Annotated in this window: 21 protein-coding genes; 14 read left to right on the top strand and 7 right to left on the bottom strand. The window is 67.9% G+C overall.

Annotated elements, in window-relative coordinates; all coding sequences use genetic code 11:
- Window positions 1-107: 107 nt before the first annotated feature.
- Together SAZ01S_RS06565 and SAZ01S_RS06560 are read left to right on the top strand one after the other, a co-directional pair.
- Window positions 108-1,112, top strand: coding sequence for an NAD(P)H-dependent flavin oxidoreductase (locus tag SAZ01S_RS06565; protein WP_084581243.1), 1,005 nt, complete (start codon window positions 108-110; stop codon window positions 1,110-1,112).
- Entirely contained in the window at window positions 1,109-1,837 is a 729-nt protein-coding gene (locus SAZ01S_RS06560; protein WP_167693092.1) for an NUDIX hydrolase, read from the top strand. Before SAZ01S_RS06565 ends, SAZ01S_RS06560 begins: the two co-directional genes overlap by 4 nt.
- Window positions 1,838-1,993: 156 nt before the next feature.
- Here the strand turns inward: SAZ01S_RS06560 and SAZ01S_RS06555 are convergent, their stop codons facing one another.
- The 3 genes from SAZ01S_RS06555 to SAZ01S_RS06545 form a co-directional block, all read right to left on the bottom strand.
- The gene (locus SAZ01S_RS06555; protein ID WP_245824660.1) at window positions 1,994-3,217 is read right to left on the bottom strand and encodes a cytochrome P450; all 1,224 of its coding nucleotides are present in this window, start codon (window positions 3,215-3,217) and stop codon (window positions 1,994-1,996) included.
- Window positions 3,218-3,260: 43 nt separating this feature from the next.
- Entirely contained in the window at window positions 3,261-4,520 is a 1,260-nt protein-coding gene (locus SAZ01S_RS06550; protein WP_084581562.1) for a cytochrome P450, read from the bottom strand.
- Window positions 4,521-4,628: 108 nt separating this feature from the next.
- Window positions 4,629-5,807, bottom strand: coding sequence for an acetyl-CoA C-acyltransferase (locus SAZ01S_RS06545; protein ID WP_084581237.1), 1,179 nt, complete (start codon window positions 5,805-5,807; stop codon window positions 4,629-4,631).
- Between the two features lie 200 nt (window positions 5,808-6,007).
- On the opposite strand from SAZ01S_RS06545, the gene SAZ01S_RS06540 reads away from it, so the two are divergent.
- Together SAZ01S_RS06540 and SAZ01S_RS06535 are read left to right on the top strand one after the other, a co-directional pair.
- Complete coding sequence (locus tag SAZ01S_RS06540; RefSeq protein ID WP_084581235.1) at window positions 6,008-6,376, top strand: Zn-ribbon domain-containing OB-fold protein; 369 nt, start codon at window positions 6,008-6,010, stop codon at window positions 6,374-6,376.
- A gap of 4 nt (window positions 6,377-6,380) precedes the next feature.
- The gene (locus SAZ01S_RS06535) at window positions 6,381-7,532 is read left to right on the top strand and encodes a thiolase family protein (protein ID WP_084581233.1); all 1,152 of its coding nucleotides are present in this window, start codon (window positions 6,381-6,383) and stop codon (window positions 7,530-7,532) included.
- 21 nt (window positions 7,533-7,553) lie between these two features.
- Here the strand turns inward: SAZ01S_RS06535 and SAZ01S_RS06530 are convergent, their stop codons facing one another.
- The 3 genes from SAZ01S_RS06530 to SAZ01S_RS06520 form a co-directional block, all read right to left on the bottom strand.
- The gene (locus tag SAZ01S_RS06530; protein WP_084581231.1) at window positions 7,554-8,309 is read right to left on the bottom strand and encodes an enoyl-CoA hydratase/isomerase family protein; all 756 of its coding nucleotides are present in this window, start codon (window positions 8,307-8,309) and stop codon (window positions 7,554-7,556) included.
- Window positions 8,310-8,311: 2 nt separating this feature from the next.
- Entirely contained in the window at window positions 8,312-9,085 is a 774-nt protein-coding gene (locus tag SAZ01S_RS06525; RefSeq protein WP_084581229.1) for an enoyl-CoA hydratase/isomerase family protein, read from the bottom strand.
- A 69-nt stretch (window positions 9,086-9,154) separates the two neighbouring features.
- Window positions 9,155-9,709 carry a nuclear transport factor 2 family protein gene (locus SAZ01S_RS06520; protein ID WP_084581227.1) on the bottom strand — a complete coding sequence of 185 codons (555 nt, stop codon included), beginning with the start codon at window positions 9,707-9,709 and terminating at the stop codon, window positions 9,155-9,157.
- A gap of 137 nt (window positions 9,710-9,846) precedes the next feature.
- Here SAZ01S_RS06520 and SAZ01S_RS06515 point away from each other — a divergent pair, with 137 nt between their 5' ends.
- The gene (locus tag SAZ01S_RS06515) at window positions 9,847-11,043 is read left to right on the top strand and encodes an acyl-CoA dehydrogenase family protein (RefSeq protein WP_084581225.1); all 1,197 of its coding nucleotides are present in this window, start codon (window positions 9,847-9,849) and stop codon (window positions 11,041-11,043) included.
- Window positions 11,044-11,047: 4 nt separating this feature from the next.
- Complete coding sequence (locus SAZ01S_RS06510; protein WP_084581223.1) at window positions 11,048-12,175, top strand: acyl-CoA dehydrogenase family protein; 1,128 nt, start codon at window positions 11,048-11,050, stop codon at window positions 12,173-12,175.
- Window positions 12,176-12,259: 84 nt separating this feature from the next.
- Here SAZ01S_RS06510 and SAZ01S_RS06505 read toward each other — a convergent pair whose 3' ends face one another.
- Window positions 12,260-14,368: a 3-hydroxyacyl-CoA dehydrogenase NAD-binding domain-containing protein gene (locus tag SAZ01S_RS06505; RefSeq protein WP_084581221.1), complete on the bottom strand. Its 2,109-nt coding sequence runs from the start codon at window positions 14,366-14,368 to the stop codon at window positions 12,260-12,262.
- A gap of 196 nt (window positions 14,369-14,564) precedes the next feature.
- Here SAZ01S_RS06505 and SAZ01S_RS06500 point away from each other — a divergent pair, with 196 nt between their 5' ends.
- The 8 genes from SAZ01S_RS06500 to SAZ01S_RS06465 all read left to right on the top strand — a co-directional run bounded on the left by SAZ01S_RS06500 (window position 14,565) and on the right by SAZ01S_RS06465 (window position 23,604).
- Entirely contained in the window at window positions 14,565-15,368 is an 804-nt protein-coding gene (locus SAZ01S_RS06500) for an enoyl-CoA hydratase/isomerase family protein (RefSeq protein WP_084581219.1), read from the top strand.
- Between the two features lie 101 nt (window positions 15,369-15,469).
- Window positions 15,470-16,618: an acyl-CoA dehydrogenase family protein gene (locus tag SAZ01S_RS06495; protein WP_084581217.1), complete on the top strand. Its 1,149-nt coding sequence runs from the start codon at window positions 15,470-15,472 to the stop codon at window positions 16,616-16,618.
- A 4-nt stretch (window positions 16,619-16,622) separates the two neighbouring features.
- Window positions 16,623-17,714: an acyl-CoA dehydrogenase family protein gene (locus SAZ01S_RS06490; RefSeq protein WP_167693091.1), complete on the top strand. Its 1,092-nt coding sequence runs from the start codon at window positions 16,623-16,625 to the stop codon at window positions 17,712-17,714.
- 2 nt (window positions 17,715-17,716) lie between these two features.
- Window positions 17,717-18,526, top strand: coding sequence for an enoyl-CoA hydratase/isomerase family protein (locus tag SAZ01S_RS06485; RefSeq protein ID WP_084581213.1), 810 nt, complete (start codon window positions 17,717-17,719; stop codon window positions 18,524-18,526).
- A gap of 104 nt (window positions 18,527-18,630) precedes the next feature.
- Window positions 18,631-19,668 (top strand): acyl-CoA dehydrogenase family protein, encoded by a 1,038-nt coding sequence (locus tag SAZ01S_RS06480; RefSeq protein WP_218018031.1) that lies wholly within the window; start codon window positions 18,631-18,633, stop codon window positions 19,666-19,668.
- Complete coding sequence (locus SAZ01S_RS06475) at window positions 19,665-20,903, top strand: acyl-CoA dehydrogenase family protein (RefSeq protein ID WP_167693090.1); 1,239 nt, start codon at window positions 19,665-19,667, stop codon at window positions 20,901-20,903. Before SAZ01S_RS06480 ends, SAZ01S_RS06475 begins: the two co-directional genes overlap by 4 nt.
- A complete protein-coding gene (locus tag SAZ01S_RS06470; RefSeq protein WP_084581207.1) occupies window positions 20,900-22,435 on the top strand; it encodes an AMP-binding protein in 1,536 nt (511 codons plus the stop codon). Before SAZ01S_RS06475 ends, SAZ01S_RS06470 begins: the two co-directional genes overlap by 4 nt.
- Window positions 22,435-23,604: an acyl-CoA dehydrogenase family protein gene (locus tag SAZ01S_RS06465; RefSeq protein WP_084581205.1), complete on the top strand. Its 1,170-nt coding sequence runs from the start codon at window positions 22,435-22,437 to the stop codon at window positions 23,602-23,604. Before SAZ01S_RS06470 ends, SAZ01S_RS06465 begins: the two co-directional genes overlap by 1 nt.
- Window positions 23,605-23,664 lie beyond the last annotated feature (60 nt).

Here is a 23,664-nt window from a genome sequence, read left to right as displayed (position 1 = left end):
ATCAAATATGTGCTAAGGCGCGGAACGCCGCCGTCGCGCGTTAACGCAGCAACGCTCTTCTGCCATCAATCGCGCGATCTAGAGTGTAGCGATGAGGCGATACCGGTATGGCATTGAGGACGCGGATCACGGAGTTGCTCGGCATCGAGCATCCGATCGTGCAGGGCGGCATGCAATCGGTGGGGCTGGCCGAGATGGCAAGCGCGGTATCGAACGCGGGTGCGCTCGGCATGCTGACCGCGCTGACGCAACCCAGCCCTGACGCACTGCGCGACGAGATCGAGCGCTGCCGCAGCATGACCGACCGTCCCTTCGGCGTGAACCTCACCGTGTTTCCGACGATGAACTCGCCCGATTATCGCGGCTATGCCCAGGCGATCATCGATGCCGGTATTCGCGTGGTCGAGACGGCCGGTACGTCCGCCGTTGCCGAACTGTGGGAAATGTTCAAGGCGGCCGACATCCGCATCCTCCACAAGTGCACCTCGGTTCGCCACGCCGTGTCGGCCGAGCGCAAGGGGGTGGACGTCATTTCGATCGACGGTTTCGAATGCGCCGGGCACCCGGGCGAAGACGATGTTCCGGGCCTTGTGCTGATCCCGGCGGCGGCGGATCAGGTGAAGATCCCCATGCTGGCCAGCGGCGGGATCGGCGATGGCCGCGGGCTGGTGGCGGCGCTCGCGCTGGGCGCCGACGGGGTCAATATGGGCACCCGGTTCTGTGCGACGGTGGAAGCGCCGATCCATGACAAGGTGAAGCAGGCGATCCTGGCGAACGACGAACGCGGCACCAACCTGATCCTGCGCAAGTTTCACAACACCGCGCGCGTGGCCAAGAGCGCGGTGTCGGACGAAGTCGTGCGGCGGCTGGCCGCGCCGGAATCGACGTTCCAGGACGTCGCGCCGCTCGTCGCCGGGGCGGCGGGCCGGGTGGTGCTCAAGACCGGCGATCTCGAAGCCGGCGTCTTCTGGGCGAGCATGGTGCAGGGCCTGATCCACGATGTGCCGACCTGCAGCGAACTGGTTGCGCGCATGGTCGCCGAGGCGGAGGCGATCATCGCCGCTCGGCTGGGCCGGTTCATCGGGCAGCCCGTGCCGGCGGCTGTTCGGTGAGCACCGCGCCTGCCGCGGCGCCGCGCCGCGCCGCATCGGTGCTGGTGCTCCGCGACGATCCGTTCGAGGTGCTGATGGTGCGGCGCAACGCACGCCAGTCCTTCGCGTCGGCACTCGTCTTTCCCGGCGGCGCGGTGGAACCCACGGATGCATCGGAGGCGTGGCGCACGCTGGTTGCGCCGGACGACCTCGCCGCCGAGGAGCGGGCCCTGCGGATCGCCGCGCTGCGCGAGGTGCATGAGGAGTGCGGCGTGTTTCTGGGGCCGTTGCCCAAGGCGGCGCCGGCATCGGTGGACTTTCGCGCGCTGGCAGCACAAGCCGGTGCCCCGCTGGCGCTCGATCGGCTGGTAGCTTTCGGCCACTGGATCACGCCCGCGCATCGCGCCAAGCGGTTCGACACGCATTTCTTCCTCGCGCGCATGCCTGCCGGGCAGCAGGCGCGTGCCGATGGGAGCGAGACGGTCGCGCTCGAATGGGTGTCGCCCGCGGCGCTGCTCGATCAGGTCGCGCGGGGCGAGAGCCAGCTGCTGTTTCCGACGCTGATGAACCTGAAGCGCCTGGCCGAGAGCGATTCGGTAGCGGATGCCGTGGACCGTGCGCGGATGCGCAAGCCGTTCACGGTGGAGCCGGTGCTGGTGCCGACCGAGGACGGGATCGAGATCACGATCCCCGAGGAGGCCGGCTATGGCGAAACGCGATTCCGCGTCCCGCCCAGCACGCTCTAATACCAAGGTGCATTGAGGCGGACTCACCATGCCGCACACCGTCATCCCGGCGAAAGCCGGGATCCATTCGCCTCCCGGTCACCGTGAAAGCCGACAGCGAGACCCCAATGGACCCCGGCTTTCGCCGGGGTGACGATATGGGGCAGCGATGGGTCCTCAGCCGCCCTGGGAAGGCCAGCGCAGCGGCAGCGCCTCCACGCCGTTGACGGCACCCGACGCCATGCGCGCGGGTCCCGCCAGCTCGAAGTCCGGAATGCGGCGCAGCCATTCGCGCAGAAACACTTCGATCTCGCGCCGGGCGAGCACGGCACCGGGGCAGGTGTGCGGACCGTTCCCGAACGCGGCATGGGGAATCGGAAACTTGCGGGAGAAGTCGACCGTCAGCGGGTTCGGGACCACCCGGTCGTCCAGCCCGGCGAACAGGTTGGGCGCCTGCACGATGTCGCCCTCGCGCAGCAGCACGTCCTTGTACGCATAGTCCATCGTCACGACGCGACTGGTGTTGGCGACGCCGTGGCGGCGGATCAACTCCTCCACCGCATGCCGGATGAACGGTACATCGTCGATCCGTTCGGCGAGCTGGCGCCGATGATCGGGATTCATCGCGAGGAAGCGCGCGATAAAGCCCAGCATCGAGGCGACGGTGTCCAGGCCGCCGAACAGCAGCAGCAGGCAGATGCTCATCAGATCGGCGCGGGTGATCGGAGCGCCATCGACCTCCGCCTTGATGATCTGCCCGAACAGGTCGTCGCCGGGAGCGGCGATGCGTTCGTCGAGCCTTGCGCTGAGATAGGCGGCCATCTGGCGGTGGGCGTTCGCCCGCTCTTCCTGGGTGCCGCGCGTGGCCTGGTCCGCATAGGGCTGGATCTGGTCGCGATCCGACATCGGCAGGTCGATCAGCCCGAGAAAGACGGTGACGGGCAGGATCTTGGCGAAATCGGTGATGAACTCGCAGTGCCCGGCGTCGGCAAAGCCTTCGATCAGCTCGATCGCGGTCTGGCGGGCGACGCCTTCCAGGCGATCGACCTGCTTGGGCAGGAAGTGCGGCATGATCAGCCGGCGATAGGGCGCATGCTCGGGCGGATCGAGATTGAGCGGCTTGAAATTGGTGGGGGAATAGGGCGCGCCGATGCTCCGCATCGAGAAATGGGCATGGTCGGTCTGCGCGGCCTTGATGTCTTCGAAGCGCGTGAAGATCCAGTGGCCGCCATTGTGCGGGGTCCACACGATGTCGGGCCCGTCCTGCAGGCGTTTCCAGGCGAGGTGCACGTCCTCGTCGCCGTGGACCAGGTTGTAATAGTCAATGTCCACGACGCGATCGGCCGGCACGTTTTCCGGCCTGGGGACGGTGATACGATCCATTACGGGGGTGCGGGTCACGGATCTCTCCTAACAGTTTCGTCGGTAATTTTCGCTGCGCGCTTCAGCGAGGCGGCGGCGATCCGTTCGGCTCGAAGCGCACATGGATATGGTCGGGCACGCGCATCATCGCGCCGCGAAGCTGGGGCGGCGGCATGTCCGGATCGAGCCGGAGACCGGCCAGGCGGTCGAGCACGGCATGCAGCGCCCGTGTCATCTCCACGCGGGCCAGATGCTGGCCGACGCACATGTGCGGCCCGCGGGCGAACGAGAAGTGCGGCTTCTTCGCGCGGAAGATGTCGAACCGGTCCGGTTCGGGCCAGATCGCGGGATCGCGGTTGACGGCGGCGGCGAGCACGAAGACCATCGAACCGGCAGGTACGAACGTGCCGCCGAGTTCCAGGTCGTTGACCGCGGTCCGCATCAGCATGCCTACCGGGCCGTCCCAGCGCAGCGCTTCCTCGATCGCGGCCGGGATCAGTGCGCGGTCCTGGCGGATGGCTTCCAGCTGCTCGGGATTCTGAAGCAGAGCGGTCAGCAGCACGCTGGTGCCGCGATAGGTGGTGTCGCCGGCGGCGTTCATCAGCTGGCGCAGGAACGAGATCAGCACCTCTTCGGGGAGAAACTGGCCCTCAACCTCGGTCAGCGCCAGGCGGGTGATCAGATCGTCGCCCGGTTCCGCGCGGCGCTGATCGACGATCGCCTTGAAATATTCGCCCAGCTTTTCGCCGGCCTCCACCGCCTTGTCCATGTTGACATAGTCGGTCTGCGCGATCGCCAGCTTGTGGAACAGGTCGATATCGTCCTTGGGCAGGGCGAGCTGCTCGTAGATCACGTGGAACGGGTAGAGGTGGGTGAACTGCGCGACGAGGTCGGCGCGGCCGGTCGGCTGGAAGGCGGACATCAGCTGGTCCACCACCGGATCGACGATGGTGTCGCCCCATTGGGTCACATATTGCGGCAGGAAGATCTTCTGGAAGATCCGCCGCCACGGCGTATGGTCGGGCGGGTCCATGATCGTGATCGACTGGCCGAAGGCGCGGCCGAGATTCTCGCCATAGGCCTTGTTCGAGAAGTTGACCGGATCGACCAGGATCTTGCTGGCTTCCTCGAACCCGACCACGCAGAACGACCGCCGGCCGCCAAAGACCTTGTCCGGCAGGCCCACCGCCTCGCGGAAGCTGATCGGATGGACCGGGCCTTCGGCACGCATGCGATGGTAGAGCGGATAGGGATCCTCGTGCCGCCCGAACGACAGGGCGTCGAGCTCCATCGGATTATAGGCCGGATCGTCGAAGTCGCGGATTTTCGGTAGTGTTGCCATGATTTCCTCGCAACGCAGTGCGTTGCCGGGCAACCTACGCCCCGGCGCCGGGCGGCTCAAACGCGGGCGGGTGATATCCCGTCTGTGATAAGGCGCCGGGGACGCAGGTCAGGCGATCTCGAACACCGCGGCGGCGCCCATGCCCCCGCCGACGCACATCGTCGTCACCACGCGCTTGGCGCCGCGCCGCTTGCCCTCGATGAGCGCATGGCCGGCAAGGCGCGAGCCCGACATGCCATAGGGGTGGCCGATCGAAATGGCACCGCCGTCGACGTTGAACCGGTCCTGCGGCAGGCCCAGCGTGTCGCGACAGTAGAGCACCTGGCTGGCGAATGCCTCGTTCAGTTCCCACAGGTCGATATCGGCGATGGTGAGGCCCAGGCGCTCGAGCAGCCTGGGCACCGCCAGCACCGGGCCGATCCCCATCTCGTCGGGCGCGCAGCCTACCGCCTCGAAGCCGCGATAGAGGCCCAGGATCGGCAGGCCGCGCCGGCTCGCCTCGTCCGCGTCCATGACGACGCAGACGCTGGCGCCGTCGGAGAGCTGGCTGGCGTTGCCGGCGGTGACGAAGCCGTTCTCGCGGATCGGCTTCAGCCGCGCGAGATCCTCGATCGTCGTGCCGGGGCGGTTGCCCTCGTCGCGGGTGAGCGTGACTTCTTCCTGGCCGATGATCTGCCCGCTCTTGTCGACCACGTTCTTCACCGCGGTGATGGGGACGATTTCCTCGCTGAGCCGGCCGGCTTCCTGCGCGGCGGCGGTGCGCCGCTGGCTTTCGACGGCATAAGCGTCCTGCGCCTCGCGGGTGATGCCATAGCGACGCGCGACGATGTCGGCCGTGTCGATCATCGGAAGATAGACGTCGGGGCGTTCCGCGGCGAGCCATTCGTCCTCGAAGCGGAAGACGTTCCGGTGCGGCTCGACCAGCGATACCGAGTCGAGGCCGCCGGCGATCATGATGCCGCCTTCGCCGGCGCGGATGCGCTGCGCCGCCATGGCGATCGTCTGCAGGCCCGAGGAGCATTTCCGATCGAGCGACACGCCCGGCACGCTGTCCGGCAGGCCGGCGCGGATGGCGGCCTGGCGCGCGACATTGTTCCCCACCGCACCTTCGATCCGGGCCGCACCCAGCAGCACGTCGCTCACCTCGGCAGGATCGAGCCGCGCCCGTTCGACCGCCGCCTTGATGACATGCGCGGCGAGGGTGGCGCCATGGACGTTGTTCAATGCGCCCCGGAATGCCTTGCCGATGGGCGTGCGGGCGGTAGCGACGATCGCGGCTTCTTTCATGGTCAGATCATCCTGGTGAATGCGTACACCATGCGACTAGGGTCGGCGTGCGCCGCGTGCCAGCCCCGGCGGCGCCCGAACCCGGCCTCGGGCCCGGAGATCGCACTCATGATGATGCCGGCCCCGCCTTTGACGTCGCCCGCGCTGCGGTGAAGGAACGTCCGCGATCGGATCACCCATGTCGAAGGAAAGCGCTGCGAATGAGCGAGGATCTGCGACCGGTACAGGAATGGCAGGCACATCTGGCGGTGGGCAGGCTGATGCTGCAGCGCAGCCGGTCGACCGGGCAATTCGTCTTCTATCCGCGCGTGGCGGCACCCGGCACCGGTGCGCAGGACCTCGACTGGGTGGAAGCATCGGGCCGCGGCACCGTCCACGCGACGACGGTGGTGCGCCGCAAGCCGCCGGAGCCCAGCTACAGCGTGGCGCTGATCGACCTGGCCGAAGGCGTCCGCCTGATGAGCGAGGTGGTCGATATCGCACCCGAGACGGTGACGATCGGCATGCCGGTGCGGGCAAGGATCGATCATGGCGAGGCCGGGTCGCGGCTGGTTTTCGTGGCGGAGTGAAACGATGACGAATGGCTTTCCGCGCGGGCGTGCCGCGATCGTCGGCGCCGCCACTTATGGGATCGGCCGCTGCCCGGGCGTTTCCGCTGTCGACATGGCGGCGCGGGCGTCGCTGATGGCGCTCGACGATGCCGGTCTCACGCTGGCCGACGTCGATGCGATCTACACCTCCGCCCCCTATGAGGTGCTTGGCGGGCTGGAACTGGCCGAATATCTCGGCATCCAGCCGCGGGTGACGGACTGCAACCGCACCGGCGGCTCCGCCTTCGAGATCTATGCGCAGCAGGCGGCACTCGCGCTCGACGCCGGGCTGATCGACTGCGCGCTGATCACCTATGGATCGAACCCCGCGAGCAACCCGCCCGGCGCGGTGGGCATGTCGCGGCAGAGCGTGTGGGAGGCGCCCTATCGCCCGATCGCGCCCGCTTCCTCCTATGCGCTTGCCGCCAGCCGCCACATGCACCTCTATGGCACGACGCGGCGCGATCTCGCGGAGGTCGCGGTGGCGGCGCGGCGCTGGGCGCAGTTGAACCCCGAGGCGGCCGTGCGCGATCCGCTGACGATCGAGGACGTGCTCGGCGCGCGAATGCTCTCCGATCCGCTCAGCGTGCGCGATGCGTGCCTGTTCAACGACGGGGCCGCCGCGATCGTGATGACCCGCGCCGATCGCGCGAAGGACTGCGCGAAGCCGCCGGTCTTCGTGCTCGGCGCCGCCAGCGTCGTCACCCATCGCGAGATCAGTGCGATGCCGGACCTGACGGTCACCGGGGCGGCGATCACCGGTCCGCAGGCCTTCGCGCAGGCGGGCATCGGCATCAGCGACATCGATGTGGTGATGCTCTACGATGCCTTCACGATCACGCCGATCCTGTTCCTGGAAGATCTGGGCTTCTGCGCCAAGGGCGAGGGCGGCCCGTTCGTCGCGAACGGCGCCATCGCGCCCGGCGGGCGGCTGGCGGTCAACACCAATGGCGGCGGCCTGTCCTGCGTCCACCCGGGCATGTACGGCCTGTTCCTGCTGGTGGAGGCGACGCGGCAGCTGCGGGGCGAAGCGGGCGATCGGCAGATCGGCGCGAACATCGCGGTCGCGCACGGCAATGGCGGTGTTCTGTCGAGCCAGGCGACGGTGGTGCTGGGGACGCGGGCGACGCTGTAGCGCGCCCGCGCCCAGATCACCTCATTCGGCCTTGCCGAGAATGGCCTCGACGCGGTTGGTGATGCCGGGGCTCTGCAGCAGCGCGATCTGGCGATCGACCGCGGCTTCGAGATGGGCTTCCAAGCCCGCGCGCAGGTCGGCGCGGTGGAGGTCGACATAGCCTTCGAGCGGGCGGCGCCCCATGGCGGCCAGCTTCTCGACCCGGACCAGCGCGCGGGCCAAGGCACCGTCTTCGCCGGCAACCTCGGCGAGGCCGAGTGCCGCCGCCGCATCGGCGTAGATCCGTTCCTGCTCCTCGAGCATCTTCCACAGCAGGCCGGGCGCCTTCAGCCGCAGCAGCCATTCGCCGCCGGTGCCCGGGATCAGCCCGACCCGGCCCCAGCCCTGGATGCACCAGCCCTTCGGACCGAAGAAACGGCTGTCGCAGGCGAGTGCGATGTCCAGTCCCATCCCCACGCATGCACCGTCCACCGCCGCCACCGTCGGCACGGGAATGGCGATGACCGAGCGGATCATGCCCTGATAGGCGGCATAGACGATCGACTTGCGCTCCTCGGGCGACATTTCCCGACGCGCCACCGCGCCCCGGATGTTGCCGCCGGCGCAGAAGGCGCCGTTGCCGGTGATCACGACCCCGTGGATATCGGGATCGTCCGCGATGTTCGTCAGTGCCGCGGTCAGCTCCCGGCATTCGTCGGGGCCCATCGCGTTGCGCTGCTCCGGCCAGTCCAGGGTTGCCACCACGGCATGCCCGTTGCGTTCGATCCGCACGCCCATCTTCAATATCCTTTGAACTGTGGTGTCCGCTTTTCGCGAAAGGCGCTGGTTCCCTCGGCATAATCCTCGGTGAAGCGCATCTGGGGCGCAATCAGCGCCTCATAATCCATGAAGTCTGCGAGGGAGGGGTCGGACGCGCGATGGAGCAGCCGCTTCATCATGCCCAGGCCGAAGGTCGGGCCGGCGGCGAGTTCCTGCGCGACCACCTCCGCCCGCGCGGCGAGTTGCTCGTCCTCGATCACCTCGCTGACGAGGCCCAGCGACAGCGCTTCCGCCGCGCCGACGAAGCGGCTGGAGAACAGCAGCGATTTCGCGCGCAGCAACCCCATCTGCCGCGTCAGCAGATAGGCCGCGCCGGTATCAGGCACGAGCCCGACCCGCGCATAGGTGAAGGCATAGCGCGCGGTGGAATCGGCAAGCACCTGATCGCAGGCGAGCGCGATGGCGGCACCCAGCCCGATCGCCGCACCGCGGACGAGCGCTACCACCGGCTTTTCCATCTCCCAAAGCCCGCGCACCAGCCGCAGGCCGCCATGCTGCATGCGGCGGCGCGAGGACGGAATGGATTCGCCCTTGAACTGCCCGAGATCGGCACCCGAGCAGAAATGCGCGCCTGTGGCTTCTATCATCAGCACGCGGACGGCCGGATCTGCGGCGGCCTGGTCGACGCGGTCCGCCATCTCCACGCGCATCGTGGCATCGAGCGCATTGCGCCGTTCCGGCCGGTTCATGACGAGCCGCGCAACGCCGCCTTCAACCGAGTATTCGATGGTCATCGCCTATTTCCTGTCCCTGCCGGTTGGCCGTTGGTGGTTCTGCTGCCGATCGGCGGAGCGTAGCAAGCGTCAGGCGGCCGGTTTGGCGACATGGCGAAGCGGGCGGTGATAGGAAGGGTCCTGGCGATCGCGGCTCGGCGGCCCCAGCGCGATGCGGGCCCGGACCGCTTCGGGCACGCGCGTCTCGCCGAAATAGCCCGAATATTCGATGATGCACACGCGGTGCGCGATGCGCCATTCCTCGCCGCGCTTCTCGAACCGGTCGACATAGCGGCCATAGGACAGGGTCGGCGGGCCTTCGCGATTGTCGCCCAGGAACAGATAATAGGTCTCGACGTGCGCGGTGTCCCCGTCGAGGTCGATCGTCGTGTTCGAGATGCAATGGTGGTGGCTGTGCTGCGCATCGCCGTGCCAGCCGATCGCCCAGCGGCAGAAGCTGTCGGGGTCGCCCGCGGCGACGCCGTGCTCGTCCCAGGCATCGTCGTGATAGGCAGAACGCATCAGCGCGACATCGAACCGGTCGACGCCGCGGGTGTAGCGGAGCAGGCATTGTTCGATCTCGAACCGGTCCTTCTGCGCGCGCACGAAGGCAGCGAGGTCGTGCGGTAGCGTCAGGTCGCGCAACGAAACTCTCCCATCAATCGGACGGCATCGTCGGCCTTTGCAGCGGCCGCCGCAATTGCCGCCCCCCGCTTTTCACGAATACGATGAAGTGGGCGGCGCCATGGATTTCGCTGCCCGGCAGGGGCAGAGCGTTCGCCATGGATCTGAGCTTCACCGAGGAAGAGCGCGCCTTCCGCGCCGAAGTCCGGGCGTTTTTCGCATCGGCACTCACGCCGGAACTGCGCGCCAAGATGATCGATCGCGGCCACCTGACCCGCGACGACTATGTCGCCTGGCAGCGCATTCTCTATGCCCAGGGCTGGGCGACGATCAACTGGCCGGTCGAATATGGCGGCATGGGCTGGTCGCCGGCCCAGCGCTACATCTTCCAGGAAGAGATGGCGCTGGCCCATGCGCCCGAGTGGCTGCCGTTCAACATCAACATGATCGGGCCGATCCTGTGCCGCTTCGGCAGCGAGTCGCAGAAGGCGAAGTTCCTGAAGCCGACGGCGAACCTCGACATCTGGTGGTGCCAGGGCTTTTCGGAACCGGGCTCCGGATCCGATCTTGCCAGCCTGAAGACCCGCGCGGTGCGCGAGGGCGACCACTATGTGCTAAACGGGCAGAAGATCTGGACCACCCAGGCGCAATATGCCGACTGGATGTTCCTCCTCGCCCGCACCAATCCCGACGTGAAGAAGCAGCAGGGCATCTCGTTCCTGCTGCTCGACATGAAGACGCCGGGGATCACGGTGCGTCCGATCGGCTCGATCGACGGCGTCGAGGATCTCAACGAGGTGTTCTTCGACGATGTGCGGCTACCGACCGAGAACCTGATCGGCGAGGAGGGCAAGGGCTGGGACTATGCCAAGTTCCTCCTCGGCAACGAGCGCAGCGGCATCGCCCGGATCGGCCTGTCGAAGGAGCGCTTGCTCCAACTGCGGCACCTCCAGGCCGACTTGACCGCCCGCGGCATGCTCGACGCGGCGGAACAGCAGCGGCTGGCGTGGAAACTGGCCGAGGTGGAGGTGGAGCTTCGCGCGCTGGAGCTGACGCAGCTTCGCGTGGTCGCGGCCGATGCGCAGGGGGGCGGGGCCGCCGCGGCGGCGTCGATCCTCAAGATCCGGGGCAGCGAGCTCCAGCAACGCATGACCGAACTGCTGCTGGAATTGGCAGGCCCGGCCGGGCTGGCGGTGCCGTCCGGCTATGGCGAAGGCGATCACCGCGCGGGCGCGCCCGACAGCTGGATCGGCACGGCCGCACCCTTCTATTTCTCCAAGCGCGCGGTTTCGATCTACGGCGGCGCGAACGAGATCCAGAAGAACATTATCGCCAAGAGCGTGTTGGGACTCTGAGAGCATGAACTTCGATCTGAACGACGACCAGCGGCTGCTGGCGGATAGCGTCGGGCGGCTGCTGGCCGAACGCGCCAATTTCGAGACGCGCTCCGCCCTTCTGCGCGACGGTCGTGGCTGGAACCGCGCATTGTGGCGCGACATGGCGGAACTGGGCCTGCTGGGCCTCGGCTTTTCGGCGGAGGACGGCGGACTGGACGGCGGCGGCGTCGAGACGATGATCGTGGCCGAGGCGCTCGGCCGTGCCCTGTCGCTCGAACCCTGGCTGGCGACCACCGTGCTCGCCGGCGGGGCGCTCCGGCGCGGGGCGGATGCGGAGCAGCGCGCCGCGCGCATTCCGGCGATCATCGCAGGGGAACGGACCATGGCGCTCGCCCATGCCGAACCCGGTGCGCCGCGCCACACCCTCGATGCCATCGGTACGGTGGCGCGGGAGGGGGCTGCCGGCTGGACCTTGACCGGCACGAAGATCGCCGTGTTGCACGGCGGCGATGCCGACGAACTGGTCGTCAGCGCCCGGACCGATGCGGGCACGCGCCTGTTCCTGGTCGACGGTGCGGCGGCGGGCGTGTCGCGCGACAGCGTCACTGGATATGACGGCATCCCGGTCGCCACCGTGCGGTTCGACGCGGCGGCGGCCGAGCCGCTCGCAGGCGATGCGGCGAGCGGCGACGTGCTGGCCGCGGTGATCGACGACGCAGTTGCGGCGCTGTGCGCCGAGGCGGTGGGTGCCATGGCCGAGATCATCGATCTGACCAGCGAGTATCTCAAGACGCGGCAGCAGTTCGGCACGCCGCTCGCCGCGTTCCAGGCGCTGCAGCATCGGCTGGTCGACATGCTGATCCAGGTCGAGCTGTCCCGCTCGATGGCGGTGCATGCGGCGCTGTCGGTCGATAGTGCTCCGGCCGCCGAGCGTGCGCTGAACCTGTCCGCCGCGAAGGCCCAGATCGGGCGTGCCGGGCGCATGGTCGGCCAGAACGCCGTGCAACTGCACGGCGCGATCGGCTTCACGGCGGAATACAAGGTTGGCCACCTGTTCAAGCGACTGACCGCGATCGACGCGCTGTTCGGCGATGCCGACCATCATCTGGGGCGCATCGCCGCCGCAGGCAGGCTGCCCGAACTTTCCTGATCCTTTGCGGCATGCGCGGCTTCGCCCCATGGTGAAGCCGCCAGACGAGTGGGGCGGTCCCATGCCGGGGCCGCCCCTTTTTCGTCAGCCCTGTTTCGCCCGGTCCTGCTGCCATTCGGCAAAGCTCGACCCGCTGGCCGCCAGCGTCCTGAGCAGTGCGGCGGGCCGCAGCGACGGGTCTTCCGGCGTGTCCGCGGCAAAGGCGTCCAGCCGCGCGACGATCGCCGCCAGCCCGACCTCGTCGGCCCAGAACATCGGGCCGCCGCCGTGCCGCGGCCAGCCATAGCCGTTCACCCAGACCACATCGATGTCGGAAGCGCGATACGCGATGCCTTCTTCGAGGATGCGGGCGCCCTCGTTGACGAGCGGGAACAGAATCCGCTCGATCATCGCGTCGTTGTCGAAGCGTTGCTGGGCGATGCCGAGCCGGCCCGCAACCTCCGCCACCAGCGCGGCGACGTCGGGATTGTCGGTGCCTTCGCGGGCGCCGGCCTCGTAGCGATAATAGCCCGCTCCCGTCTTCTGGCCGAACCAGCCCTTCTCGCAGATCGCATCGGCGATCGGGAAGGGCGTGCCGCGGCGCTTGCGGATGAACCAGCCGACATCGAGGCCGGACATGTCGGCGATCGCCAGCGGCCCCATCGGGAAGCCGAAGGCCTTGGCCGCCTCGTCGATCTGGCGCGGGGTGGCGCCGCGCTGGAGGAGGCGCTCCACTTCCTGCGAGCGCCGGGCGAGCATGCGGTTGCCGATGAACCCGTCGCAATTGCCCGCCACCACGGGGATCTTGCCGATCGCGCGGCCGGCGGCCATCGCCGTGGCGATCGTCTCCGCCGACGTCCTGGCGCCGCGGACCACCTCGACCAGCTTCATGACGTTCGCCGGGGCGAAGAAGTGCATGCCGACGAAATCCTCGGGGCGTTCGAGCACCTCGGCGATCGCATCGACGTCGAGCGCGGAGGTGTTGGACGACAGGATGGTGCCGGGCGCCGCCGACGCGCCGAGATCGGCGAAGATCTCCCGCTTCACGTCCATGTCTTCGAACACCGCCTCGACGACCAGGTCTGCCGCGGCGGCGGCGGCGCGATCGGTGGCGCCGGAGATCCGCGCCAGCCGTTCGTCCATCGCCGCCTGGGTCATGGAGCCGCGCTTGACCGAGGTGGCGTAGTTCGCGCGCACCCGGTCCAGACCGCGGTCGAGCGCTTCCTGGGTCGTGTCGACCACGGTGACGGGAATGCCCGCGCCGGCGAAGGACATGGCGATGCCGCCGCCCATCGTGCCGGCGCCGATCACCGCGGCGGTGCGCACGCGCCGCGCCTGCACGTCCGCGGGCTGGCCCGGGATCCGCGCGGCTTCGCGCTCGGCGAAGAACAGGTGGCGCAAGGCGCGCGACTGGCTGCCGGCGATCAGCGCATCGATCGTCCGCGCGTCCTTCGCCATGCCTTCGGCGAAGGGAAGGGTGAACGAATCGCGGACCGATTCGACATTGGCGTGCGGGGCTGCCTGGCCGGCGGCGCGGGCGGTCAGCTTGGCAGCCAGCGCGTCGAACGCCGCGGAGTCGGCACGTGCGGCCGCGAGCTTGTCTTCCCGCTCGCTGACGGGAACGAACGGCTTGCCGACGATGGTGCGCGCGAAGGCGATGCCGGCGGCGATCGGGTCCTCGCCGCCGACATGATCGGCGACGCCCAGTTCGAGCGCCCTCGCTGCGGACAGGCGTTCGCCGGACAGGCAGAGCTTCAGCGTCGCTTCCGGGCCGATCAGGCGCGGCAGGCGCTTCGTGCCACCGCCGGCCGCCAGCAGGCCCAGATGGATTTCCGGCAGTCCGACCTGGGCGCGCTCCACCATCACCCGATAGGTGCAGCCAAGCGCGACCTCGAATCCGCCCCCTAGCGCCGTGCCGTGGATCGCGGCGACCGTGGGCTTGCCGCACTGTTCGATCCGCTCGATCGCTTCCTGAAGCCAGGGCTCCTGCCGCGGCTTGCCGAATTCGGTAATGTCGGCACCGGCGAAGAAGGTACGGCCCGCGCAGGCGACCACGATGGCGTGAATGGCGGGATCGGCTGCCAGTTCCGCGCAGGCCTTGACCATGCCGTCCCGCACTGCGTGGCCCAGGGCATTGACCGGCGGATTGTCGACGAGGATGACGCCGATCTCGCCGTCCCGTCGCACCGATACCTTATCGTTGATGCTGCTCATGTCGCTGCCTCGCTTTCTTTGAAGAGGAGTGGGTCTCGGCCCGTCAGCGACAGCGCCTATCGCGCTGGCCCGTGGCGGCAAGGTTGGCGGCCGCGGCAGTGCATCATTTCAGTCTTGTGATGGCTGGCGCGGCATTCTGGCGAACGGGCGGCAATCGCGTAAGGGCTGCGGACAAGGACCACATCGGGAGGCGCGCATGAGCGACATAGCAATCGACAGCCCTATCGAGGGCGTGTGCCGGTTGACCTTCAACCGGCCGGATGCGCTCAACGCGCTCACCTTCGCCATGTACGAAGCGCTGATCGACCAGCTGGAACGCATCCGCTTCGACCACAGGATCCAGGTGGTCGTGCTGACCGGCGCGGGGCGCGGGTTCTGCGCGGGGCACGACCTGCGCGCCGGCGGCAAGCCCGGCTGGGTGGACGAGGATCTCGGCCGCGCCCAGCGCAATCGGGCCACGCTGGCCCGCCTGGGCCAGATCCCGCTGCTGATGCGGGCGCTGCCCCAGCCGATCATCGTCGCGGTGAACGGTGTCGCTGCCGGCGCGGGCTATGCCTTCGCCCTGGCCGGCGATCTCGTTCTCGCCGCGCGCTCCGCCAAGTTCGTCAACGCCTTCCACAATGCCGGCACCGGGCATGAGATGGGGTTCAGCTATCTGCTGCCGCGGGCGATCGGGACCCAGCGTGCGGCGGAGATCCTGCTCACCGGCCGCCCCGTCCTCGCGGAGGAGGCCGCGCAGATCGGCCTCGCCCTGCGCATGGTCGAGGACGCGGAGCTGGAGGCGGAGACGCTGAAGCTGGCGGAGGCGATCATGGTCAACAGCCCGATCGGCATCGCCATCACCAAGCAGAGCATGCACATGAATGCCGATGCCGCGAGCCTGGCGCACGCGATCGAGCTGGAAAATCGCGGGATCTTCACCAGCACCTCGACCGAGGACACCGCGGAGAAGCGCAAGGCGTTCGTGGAGAAGCGAAAGCCGGTCTTCACCGGGCGCTGAGCACGGCGGAAGGCGCGTACCGTTCATATCCCTGATGAGGTGGGGCGCGACGTGGCGTCCCGCGTGCGGGAGGGATACCCTTGGCGGCCAAGGAGGATTGCATGCCGGACTGGAACGCGATGTCGGATGGCGAATTTCGCCGCGCGACGATCGATTTCATCGAAACCTACTGCCCGCCGGAGCTGCGCCATCGCAAGGAGCATCCGCGCTGGGACGAGGCGGCGATATGGTATCACCGCATGTCGGAACATGGCTGGCTCGCGCCGAGCTGGCCGGTGGAACATGGCGGCATGGCGCTGAAGCCTGCCAAATACCTCATCTATCTGGAGGAATGGACGCGGCTTGGCGTGCCCACGATCCTTCCGCAAGGGCCGCTCAACGTCGGCCCGGCGCTGCTGGCCAACGGCACGGCGGAGCAGATCGAGGAATATCTGCCCAAGATCCTCTCGGGCGAGCATCGCTGGTGCCAGGGCTTTTCCGAGCCGGGCGCGGGTTCGGACCTCGCCGGCCTGCGCACCGAGGCGCGGATCGAGGGCGACCAGTTCGTCATCAACGGCCAGAAGATCTGGACGTCCGGAGCGCTCGACGCCAACCACATCTACGTGCTCGCGCGCACCGACAAGAGCGTGCAGAAGCAGAAGGGCATCAGCTTCATCCTGGTCGACATGGACCAGCCGGGCATCACGGTGAAGCCGATCGTCACGGTCAATCACGATACCGATTTCGCCGAAGTGTTCTTCGACGAGGTGCGCGCGCCGCTGAAGAACGTGGTCGGCGGGCTCAACCGCGGGTGGACCGTCGCCAAGTCGCTGCTCGGCTTCGAGCGCATCTTCGCGGGCGCCCCGCATTTCAGCCGGAACGCCGTGGCCCAGGCTGCCGAGATGCTGGCCCTGACCGGCCTCGACCGCGATCCGGTGATGGTCGACCGGCTTGCCGAGCTGAAGCTGGAGGTGGAGGACATCGCCGTCGCCTTCGAGGCGCTGGCGCAGGAAGTACGCAAGGGCCACAGCTTCGGCTTCGAGGTCTCGACCCTGAAGGTCGCCAATACCGAAACGTTCGCGCGCGTGACCGAACTGATGCTCGAAATGGCGGGCGAGCGCGGCGCGTTGTTCGGGGACGTGGATTTCGGCGAGGGATCGTCGAACCTGCTGAAGACCTTCCTCTTTGCGCGCGCGCCGATGATCTATGGCGGCACCGTGCAGATCCACCGCAACATCCTGGCCAAGCAAGTGCTTGGCCTGCCGGGCTGAACCGATGAGCGAGATGACGCAAGACGATACCGATCAGGGCATGATCGCCGAGCTGCGCAACACGGCGGAGCGCGTGGTGGCCGATTCGACCGATCATGCCCGCACCCGCCGCCTGCGCCGCACCGCGCCGGGGTTCGACACCGGACTGGTCGACACCTTTGTCGAGCTCGGCTGGTTCGGCGTGCTCGTGCCCGAGGAGAAGGGCGGGCTGGGCCTGGGCCTCGCCGATATGGCGGTGCTGGTCCGGGTCCTCGAAAAGGGCCTGATCTCCGATCCGCTGTTGCCGATCGCGGTCCTGGGCACGCGCACGCTGGTCCATGCGGAGAACGCCGCGGCCGACGCGCTGCTGGCGGGCGTGATGGAGGGGACGGTCCGTCCCGCCCTGGCGCTCGATTTCGACGAAGCGATCCCGGACGTGCAGCGCGTCGACGGGCGCCTGCACGGGCGATGCGAGGCCGTTGCCGGCGGCGCGGCTGCCACGCATCTGCTTGTCCCCGCGCGGGCGGCGGAGGGGGTTGCCCTGTATGCGGTGCCGGTGGACGCCGCCGGCGTGAAGCAGGCGCAGCGCTGGCGCGCCGACGAGACGCCGGTCGCTCGCGTCACGCTGGACGGGGTTGCCGATGCGACGCTGGTGGCCGAGGCCGACCGGGGGCAGGCGGCCATCGAGGCAGCGATCGACGAGACCCGGCTGGTGGCGGCCGCCGGGCTGGTCGGCCTGTGCGAACAGATGCTCGACATGACGATCGAATATCTGAAGGTTCGCCACCAGTTCGACGCGCCGCTCGGCTCGTTCCAGGCGCTGCAGCACAAAGCCGTCGATCTCTACATCCAGAAGGAAATCGCGGTCGCCACCGCCGCCTATGGCCTGCAGCTCGCGGCACGCGGCGAACGCGCCGCCGGGGCGCTGCGTGCCAAGGGACGAACCAGCGCGGTCGCGAACCGGATCGGTCGCGAGGCGCTGCATCTTCACGGCGCCATCGGCTTCACCGACGAGCATGACATCGGCCTGTACCTCAAACGGGCGCTGACGCTTTCCGCCTGGCTGGGCAATGCCGCCGCGCACCGACGTCGTTACATCCGGATGGGAATGGCCTGAACATGAGCAACGCAGTCACCGGCACCGACACGCTGACCGTGACCCGCGAGGGGCACGTCGCCATCGTCACGCTCAACCGGCCCGAGGCCTTGAACGCGATCGACCGCGATCTCCACCACGCGATCCCGCAGGTGCTGCTGGCGCTGTCGGAGGACCGCGACGTGCGCGCGATCGTCCTGACCGGTGCGGGCCGCGCCTTTTCGGCGGGCGGCGATCTCAAGGCGATGGCAGCGCGCTTCGGCACCGATGCGGGCAGGGACCATGCGATGGGCGTGCCCGGGCTGGCCAGAACGCTGCTCCAGGCGATGTTCGAGGTGGAAACGCCGATCATCGCCGCAGTCAACGGCGATGCGATGGGCCTTGGCGCCACGATCGCGCTTGCCTGTGACGTGAGCGTCATCGCCGAGACCGCGAAGTTCGGCGACACCCATGTCCGGGTCGGCCTCGTGGCGGGCGATGGCGGCGCGGTGATCTGGCCGCTGCTGATCGGCGCCAACCGCGCGAAGGATTTCCTGATGCGCGGGCGCGTGATCGACGGCATCGAAGCCGAGCGGCAGGGCATCTGCAACTATGTCGCCCCCGCCGATCAGGTGCTCGCCCGGGCAAAGGAAATCGCGGAGGAGATCGCACGCCTGCCGCCGCTCTCCGTCCGCTGGACCAAGGCCAGCATCAACAAGGGGATCAAGGCGCAGCTGAATACGGTGTTCGACGTGTCGATCGCCTATGAGGCGCTGACCATGCTGAGCGCCGATCATGGCGAGGCGGTCCGCGCATTGCTGGAACGGCGCAAGCCCGATTTCGGCGGCCTCTGACGGGGCGATCTTCACAAGCGTGATGGGGGGCAGGGCGCCGTTGCCGGTCGCCGGCCACCTGCCATAACCACCGCATGTCCATTCCGGCGGAGACGGGAGTCGAGGTGAGCGAAGCCATCGATCTGGAGGAGTTGCGCAGCGGCATCCGGTCCGTCCTGGACGTCGAGGCGACGAGCGAGCGTATCCATCGCCATTACGACGGCGATACGGGCATCCTCGCGGACCTGAAGCGGATTACCGGTGAGCTCGGCTGGAGCGCGCTCGGCATCCCGGAAGACCATGGCGGGCTGGGCCTCGGCCTGCGCGAGCTGGCGGTGCTGTACCGTGAACTCGGGCGCGGGCCGGTGCCGCTGCCGTTCCTGTCGACTATGATCGTCGCCGACATCGTGGCGCGCGGCGGCACGCCCGAGCAGCAGGCACGGTGGTTGCCGGCGTTCGCTGCCGCCACCTGCTTTGCCGCGCTGGGGCTCGACGGCACCGTAACGCTTTCCGGCGACTGCGTTACGGGCCAGCTCGACATCGTCGTCGACGGCGGCGATGCCGGCGTTCTCCTGGTGCGGGCGGGCGACCGTTATGTGCTGGTTCCGACGGACCAGCCGGGGGTTACCGTCGCGCTGCTTCCGGCGGTCGATCGTACCCGCAGCCTGGCGAGCGTTACCCTGGAGGCGGCGGCGTGCGAGAGCATCGCCGTCGACGCGGATGCCCTGGCCGTCCATGCCGCGCTGGGCGTGGCATCCGACTGTATCGGCGGGGCCGAGGCAATCCTCGAGAAGACGATCGACTATCTGAAGGTGCGGGTGCAGTTCGGCAAGCCGATCGGCGCGTTTCAGGCGTTGAAGCACCGCGTGGCCGACCATCATCTGGCGCTGGAACTGGCGCGGTCGCTGCTGGATACGGCGATCGCGGCGCAGGATGGCGGTGTCGAACCCGCGGCACTGGCGGCGTTGGCGCGGGTGCAGGCGGCCGAAGTCTATGCCGCGATCGCCGACGATGCGGTGCAGCTGCATGGCGGCATCGGCTTCACCTGGGAGCATGATTGCCACCTGTATCTGAAACGCGCGCGGCTGAACGAGATGCTCTACGGCGATGCCGAGCGTCATCTCGATCGCGCCGCCGATCATCTGATGGAGCAGACGGCGTGACGGTCGCAACGACGGAGCGGCGCTTCGAGCCTTTGGCCAAGCTGGGCGACACCGAAGCCTTTCGCGCCGAGGTGCGCGCGTGGCTGGCGGCCACGCTTCCCGCGGACTGGCTCGCCACCATCACCGGCGGCGGCGAACAGGCCTATGTCGATTTTCAGCGCTGGTGGTTCCGCGAACTGATGAAGGTCGGCCTCGCGACCGCCCACTGGCCGAAGGCGTGGGGCGGCGAGGAACTGCCGCTCGAATACCAGGTCGTGATGAACGAGGAGTTCGGCAAGGTCCGCGCGCCGCGGCCGCTGCTGTACACCGTCTCGCTCTATCATCTCCCCGCCACCCTGTTCGCGCATGGCACGCCCGAACAGCGCGATCGGTTTCTGACGGGCGTGCGCGAGCGCGGCGAATTGTGGTGCCAGGGCTTTTCGGAGCCCGGTGCCGGGTCCGACCTCGCGTCGCTGCGCACCCGTGCGGAGCGCAAGGTGAAGCCCGATGGCAGCGTGGTCTATGTCGTCAACGGCCAGAAGGTCTGGTCTTCGTTCGGCATGCATGCCGATTATTACATGCTGCTCGCGCGCACCGATCCGGATGCGCCGAAGAAGCAGGCCGGCATCAGCTTCTTCCTGCTGCCGATGGATACGCCCGGGCTGATCCGGCGCCCCATCCGGCAGATCAACGGCGATGCGGAATTCTGCGAGGTGTTTCTCGACGATGTCGAGATCCCGGCCGAGAATCTGATCGGGCGCGAGAACGAAGGCTGGGCGATCGCCCAGTCGACGCTGTCCGCCGAGCGCGGGCTCATCATCGTCGACCAGGCCCAGCGGATGCAGTTCGTGCTGGAAGGCGTGCTGGCCGATGCACGCGGCGGGAAGCTTGCCTGGTGGCGCGACGTCGACCTGCGGCGGCAGTTCCTGCGGCTCTATGCGCAGGCAGTCGCGGTGCGCGCGCTGGTGGACCGCATGATCGACGAGATCGTGCACAATCCGCACATGGGCACCTCCCCGACGCCGACGCTCGTCAAGCTGAGCTATTCCGAGCTGCTGCGGCGGTACACCACCTTCACTCTCAAGCGAGACGGCCTTGCTGCGCAGGTGGCGCGGCCCAAGGCCCTGGGCGCAGGAAAGCTGACCGAGAATCATATGGACGACTATCTGTCCGCCTATAGCTGGACCATCTCGGGCGGGACCAACGAGGTCCTGAAGAATGTGCTGGCCGAACGCGTGCTGGGTCTGCCGCGATGAAGACGGTAGGGGATCTCCACGAATATAACGCCCGCTACTTCGGGAAGAGCGAGGCGTTCGTCTTCGAAGACCGGCGGCTTACCCACGCATCCTTTCTGGACCGCATCCGCCGCCTTGCCGACGCCTTTTACGCAGCCGGCCTGCGCCGCGGCGACCGGATCGCGGTGCTCGCGCTCAATTGCCTCGAAATCTACGAGATCATGGGGGCCGCCGAACTCGCGGGATTTGCCGCAGTCCCGCTCAATTTCCGTCTCGCCCAGGCGGAGATCGACTATCTCCTCTCCGATATCCAGCCGGCCGCCGTGGTGTGCGAGGCGGACCTGATGCCGCTCGCGGCGACGTTCCGCGCCCAGCGGCCGGACCTTGTCTGGCTGCGGCTGCGCGAGGGTGCCCAGGGCGACGCCACGCAGCATTTCGAGGACTTCCTCAACAGCGGGGCCAGCGAAGGGCCGCCGATCCGCGCCCTGCCGGACGACCTGTGCTATCTGATGTACACCAGCGGCACCACCGGCCGCCCCAAGGGCGCGATGCTCGTCCAGCATGCGGTGCTGGCGGGCGCGGAAATCGGCGCTTCGGAATCGGAAATGGTGAAGGGGGGCACCTGGCTCGTCCACTCGCCGCAGTTTCACATCGGCGGCAACGGGACGCGACTGAGCCAGCAGGTGCGTTCCGGCCGAGTCGTCCTGCACCGCAGCTTCGATCCGGCCCGCGCCCTGCGCGATATCGAGCGGGAGCGCGTGACCGGAACGATGACGGTCGGGACGATGCTGCAGGCCGTGCTCGATGTGGCGGACGATTACGACCTGTCGTCGATGCAGTCCTGGATGGTGGCGGGGGCACCGGCTTCGCCCGAACTGATGCGACGCGCGATCGCGAAGCTCGGCAAGATCTTCATCATCCAGTACGGGATGACCGAAGGCCGCGTATCGGGCCTCTACCGGTACGAAGTCGATCCCGATGCCGGCCCGGACGCGGTGAAGCATCTCCGCTCGGTCGGCCGGCCGGCGCCGCAGGTCGATGTCGAGATTCGCGACGAGGCGGGCAGGGTCTGTCCCCCGAACGTTCCGGGCGAAGTCGTCTTCCGGTCGCCGAACGTGTTTGCAGGCTATTGGAACAATTCGGTCGCGACCGCCGAGTCACTGCGCGACGGCTGGATGCATTCGGGCGACGTCGGCTATGTCGACGAGGACAACTTCCTCTATCTGGTCGACCGCAAGAAGGACATGATCATCTCCGGCGGCGAGAATATCTACAGCCGCGAGGTCGAGGACGCGCTGCACGCCCATCCCGACGTCATCGAGGCGGCGGTGATCGGTGTCCAGGACGAGAAATGGGGCGAGGCGGTCAAGGCCTATGTCGTGCTGGCGGCAGGTGCGGCGCTCTCGGCGGAGCTCGTCATCGAGCATACCCGCACCCGCATCGCCCGCTACAAATGCCCGAAGCATGTCGAATTCGTCGAGGCGCTGCCGAGGATCGCCAACGGCAAGATCGACAAGGTTGCGCTTCGCAGGCGCGAGAAGGAGAGATCGTGATGCATTCCGAGCATCGCGCCGCGCACGATGCGCTCGACCGGCTGGACGATGACGCCTTCAGGGAGGTCGTGCGCGACTGGGTGACACGCGCTTGCCCCGACCATCTGCGATTTCCGGCGAAGCGGCTGCACTTCGCCGAGGTCCGCGAATGGTACATGATCCTGTCGGAAAAGGGCTGGCTCGCCCCCGGCTGGCCGCGCGAGCATGGCGGGATGGGATTGTCGCCCGCGCGCCAGCTGATCCTGATCGACGAATTCGAGCGTCACGGCGCCCCGCGCGTGCCCGACCATGGCATCATCATGCTGGGGCCGTTGCTGATCCGCTACGGCAGCGATGCGCAGCGCGAACGCTTCCTGCCCAAGATCCTGTCCGGCGAGCACATCTGGTGCCAGGGCTATTCGGAGCCGGGCGCGGGATCCGACCTGGCCGCGCTGCGGACCGAGGCGGTGCTCGATGGCGACGAATGGGTCATCAACGGCCAGAAGACTTGGACCACGCTCGCCTCCGACGCGCAGTGGATGTTCCTGCTCGCGCGGACGGACAAGACCGCCAAGAAGCAGGCGGGGATCAGCTTCCTGCTGGTGCCGATGGATGCCCCCGGGGTCACCGTGCGGCCGATCATCAACCTCGAGATGCACGATGAATATTTCGAGGTGTTTTTCGATAACGTGCGGGTTCCGGCGAGCCATCTGGTCGGGGAGGTCAATCGCGGCTGGTCGATGGCGAAGGCGCTGCTCGGCTTCGAGCGGATCTTTTTCGGCAGCCCGAAACAGTCCGCGTTCGCGCTGGAGCGGCTGCGCCACCTCGCGGCGCACTATGGCGTCGCCGAGGATCCGCTGTTCCACGACAAGTTCGTGCGGCTGCACATGGACCTTGCCGACCATTCGGACCTGTTCGAGCGCTTTGCCGACCAGGTCCGGCGCGGCGAACCGCTGGGGTCCGATGTCTCGATGCTGAAGCTGCACCAGACCGACCTGTACCAGCGCATCACGGACCTGATGATCGAGATTGCCGGTACCGATGCCGGCCTGTTCGATCCGGTGGAGGGCGACCGGGCGATCAACCCGGCGGGTTTCTTCATCCAGTCGCGCCCGACGACGATCTATGGCGGCACCAGCGAGATCCAGCGCGGCATCCTGGCGCGGGACGTGCTGGACCTGCCGGCCTGATCGATCGGGGCCCGGTCGTCGGCCGGGGCCCCGCACTTTTCACAACCGGGATATCCAAGC

The organism is Sphingomonas azotifigens NBRC 15497 (genome assembly GCF_002091475.1).
GTDB lineage: Bacteria > Pseudomonadota > Alphaproteobacteria > Sphingomonadales > Sphingomonadaceae > Sphingomonas > Sphingomonas azotifigens.
Note: the sequence above shows the minus strand (reverse complement) of the source record. Positions and strands in the feature narration are given on the sequence as shown.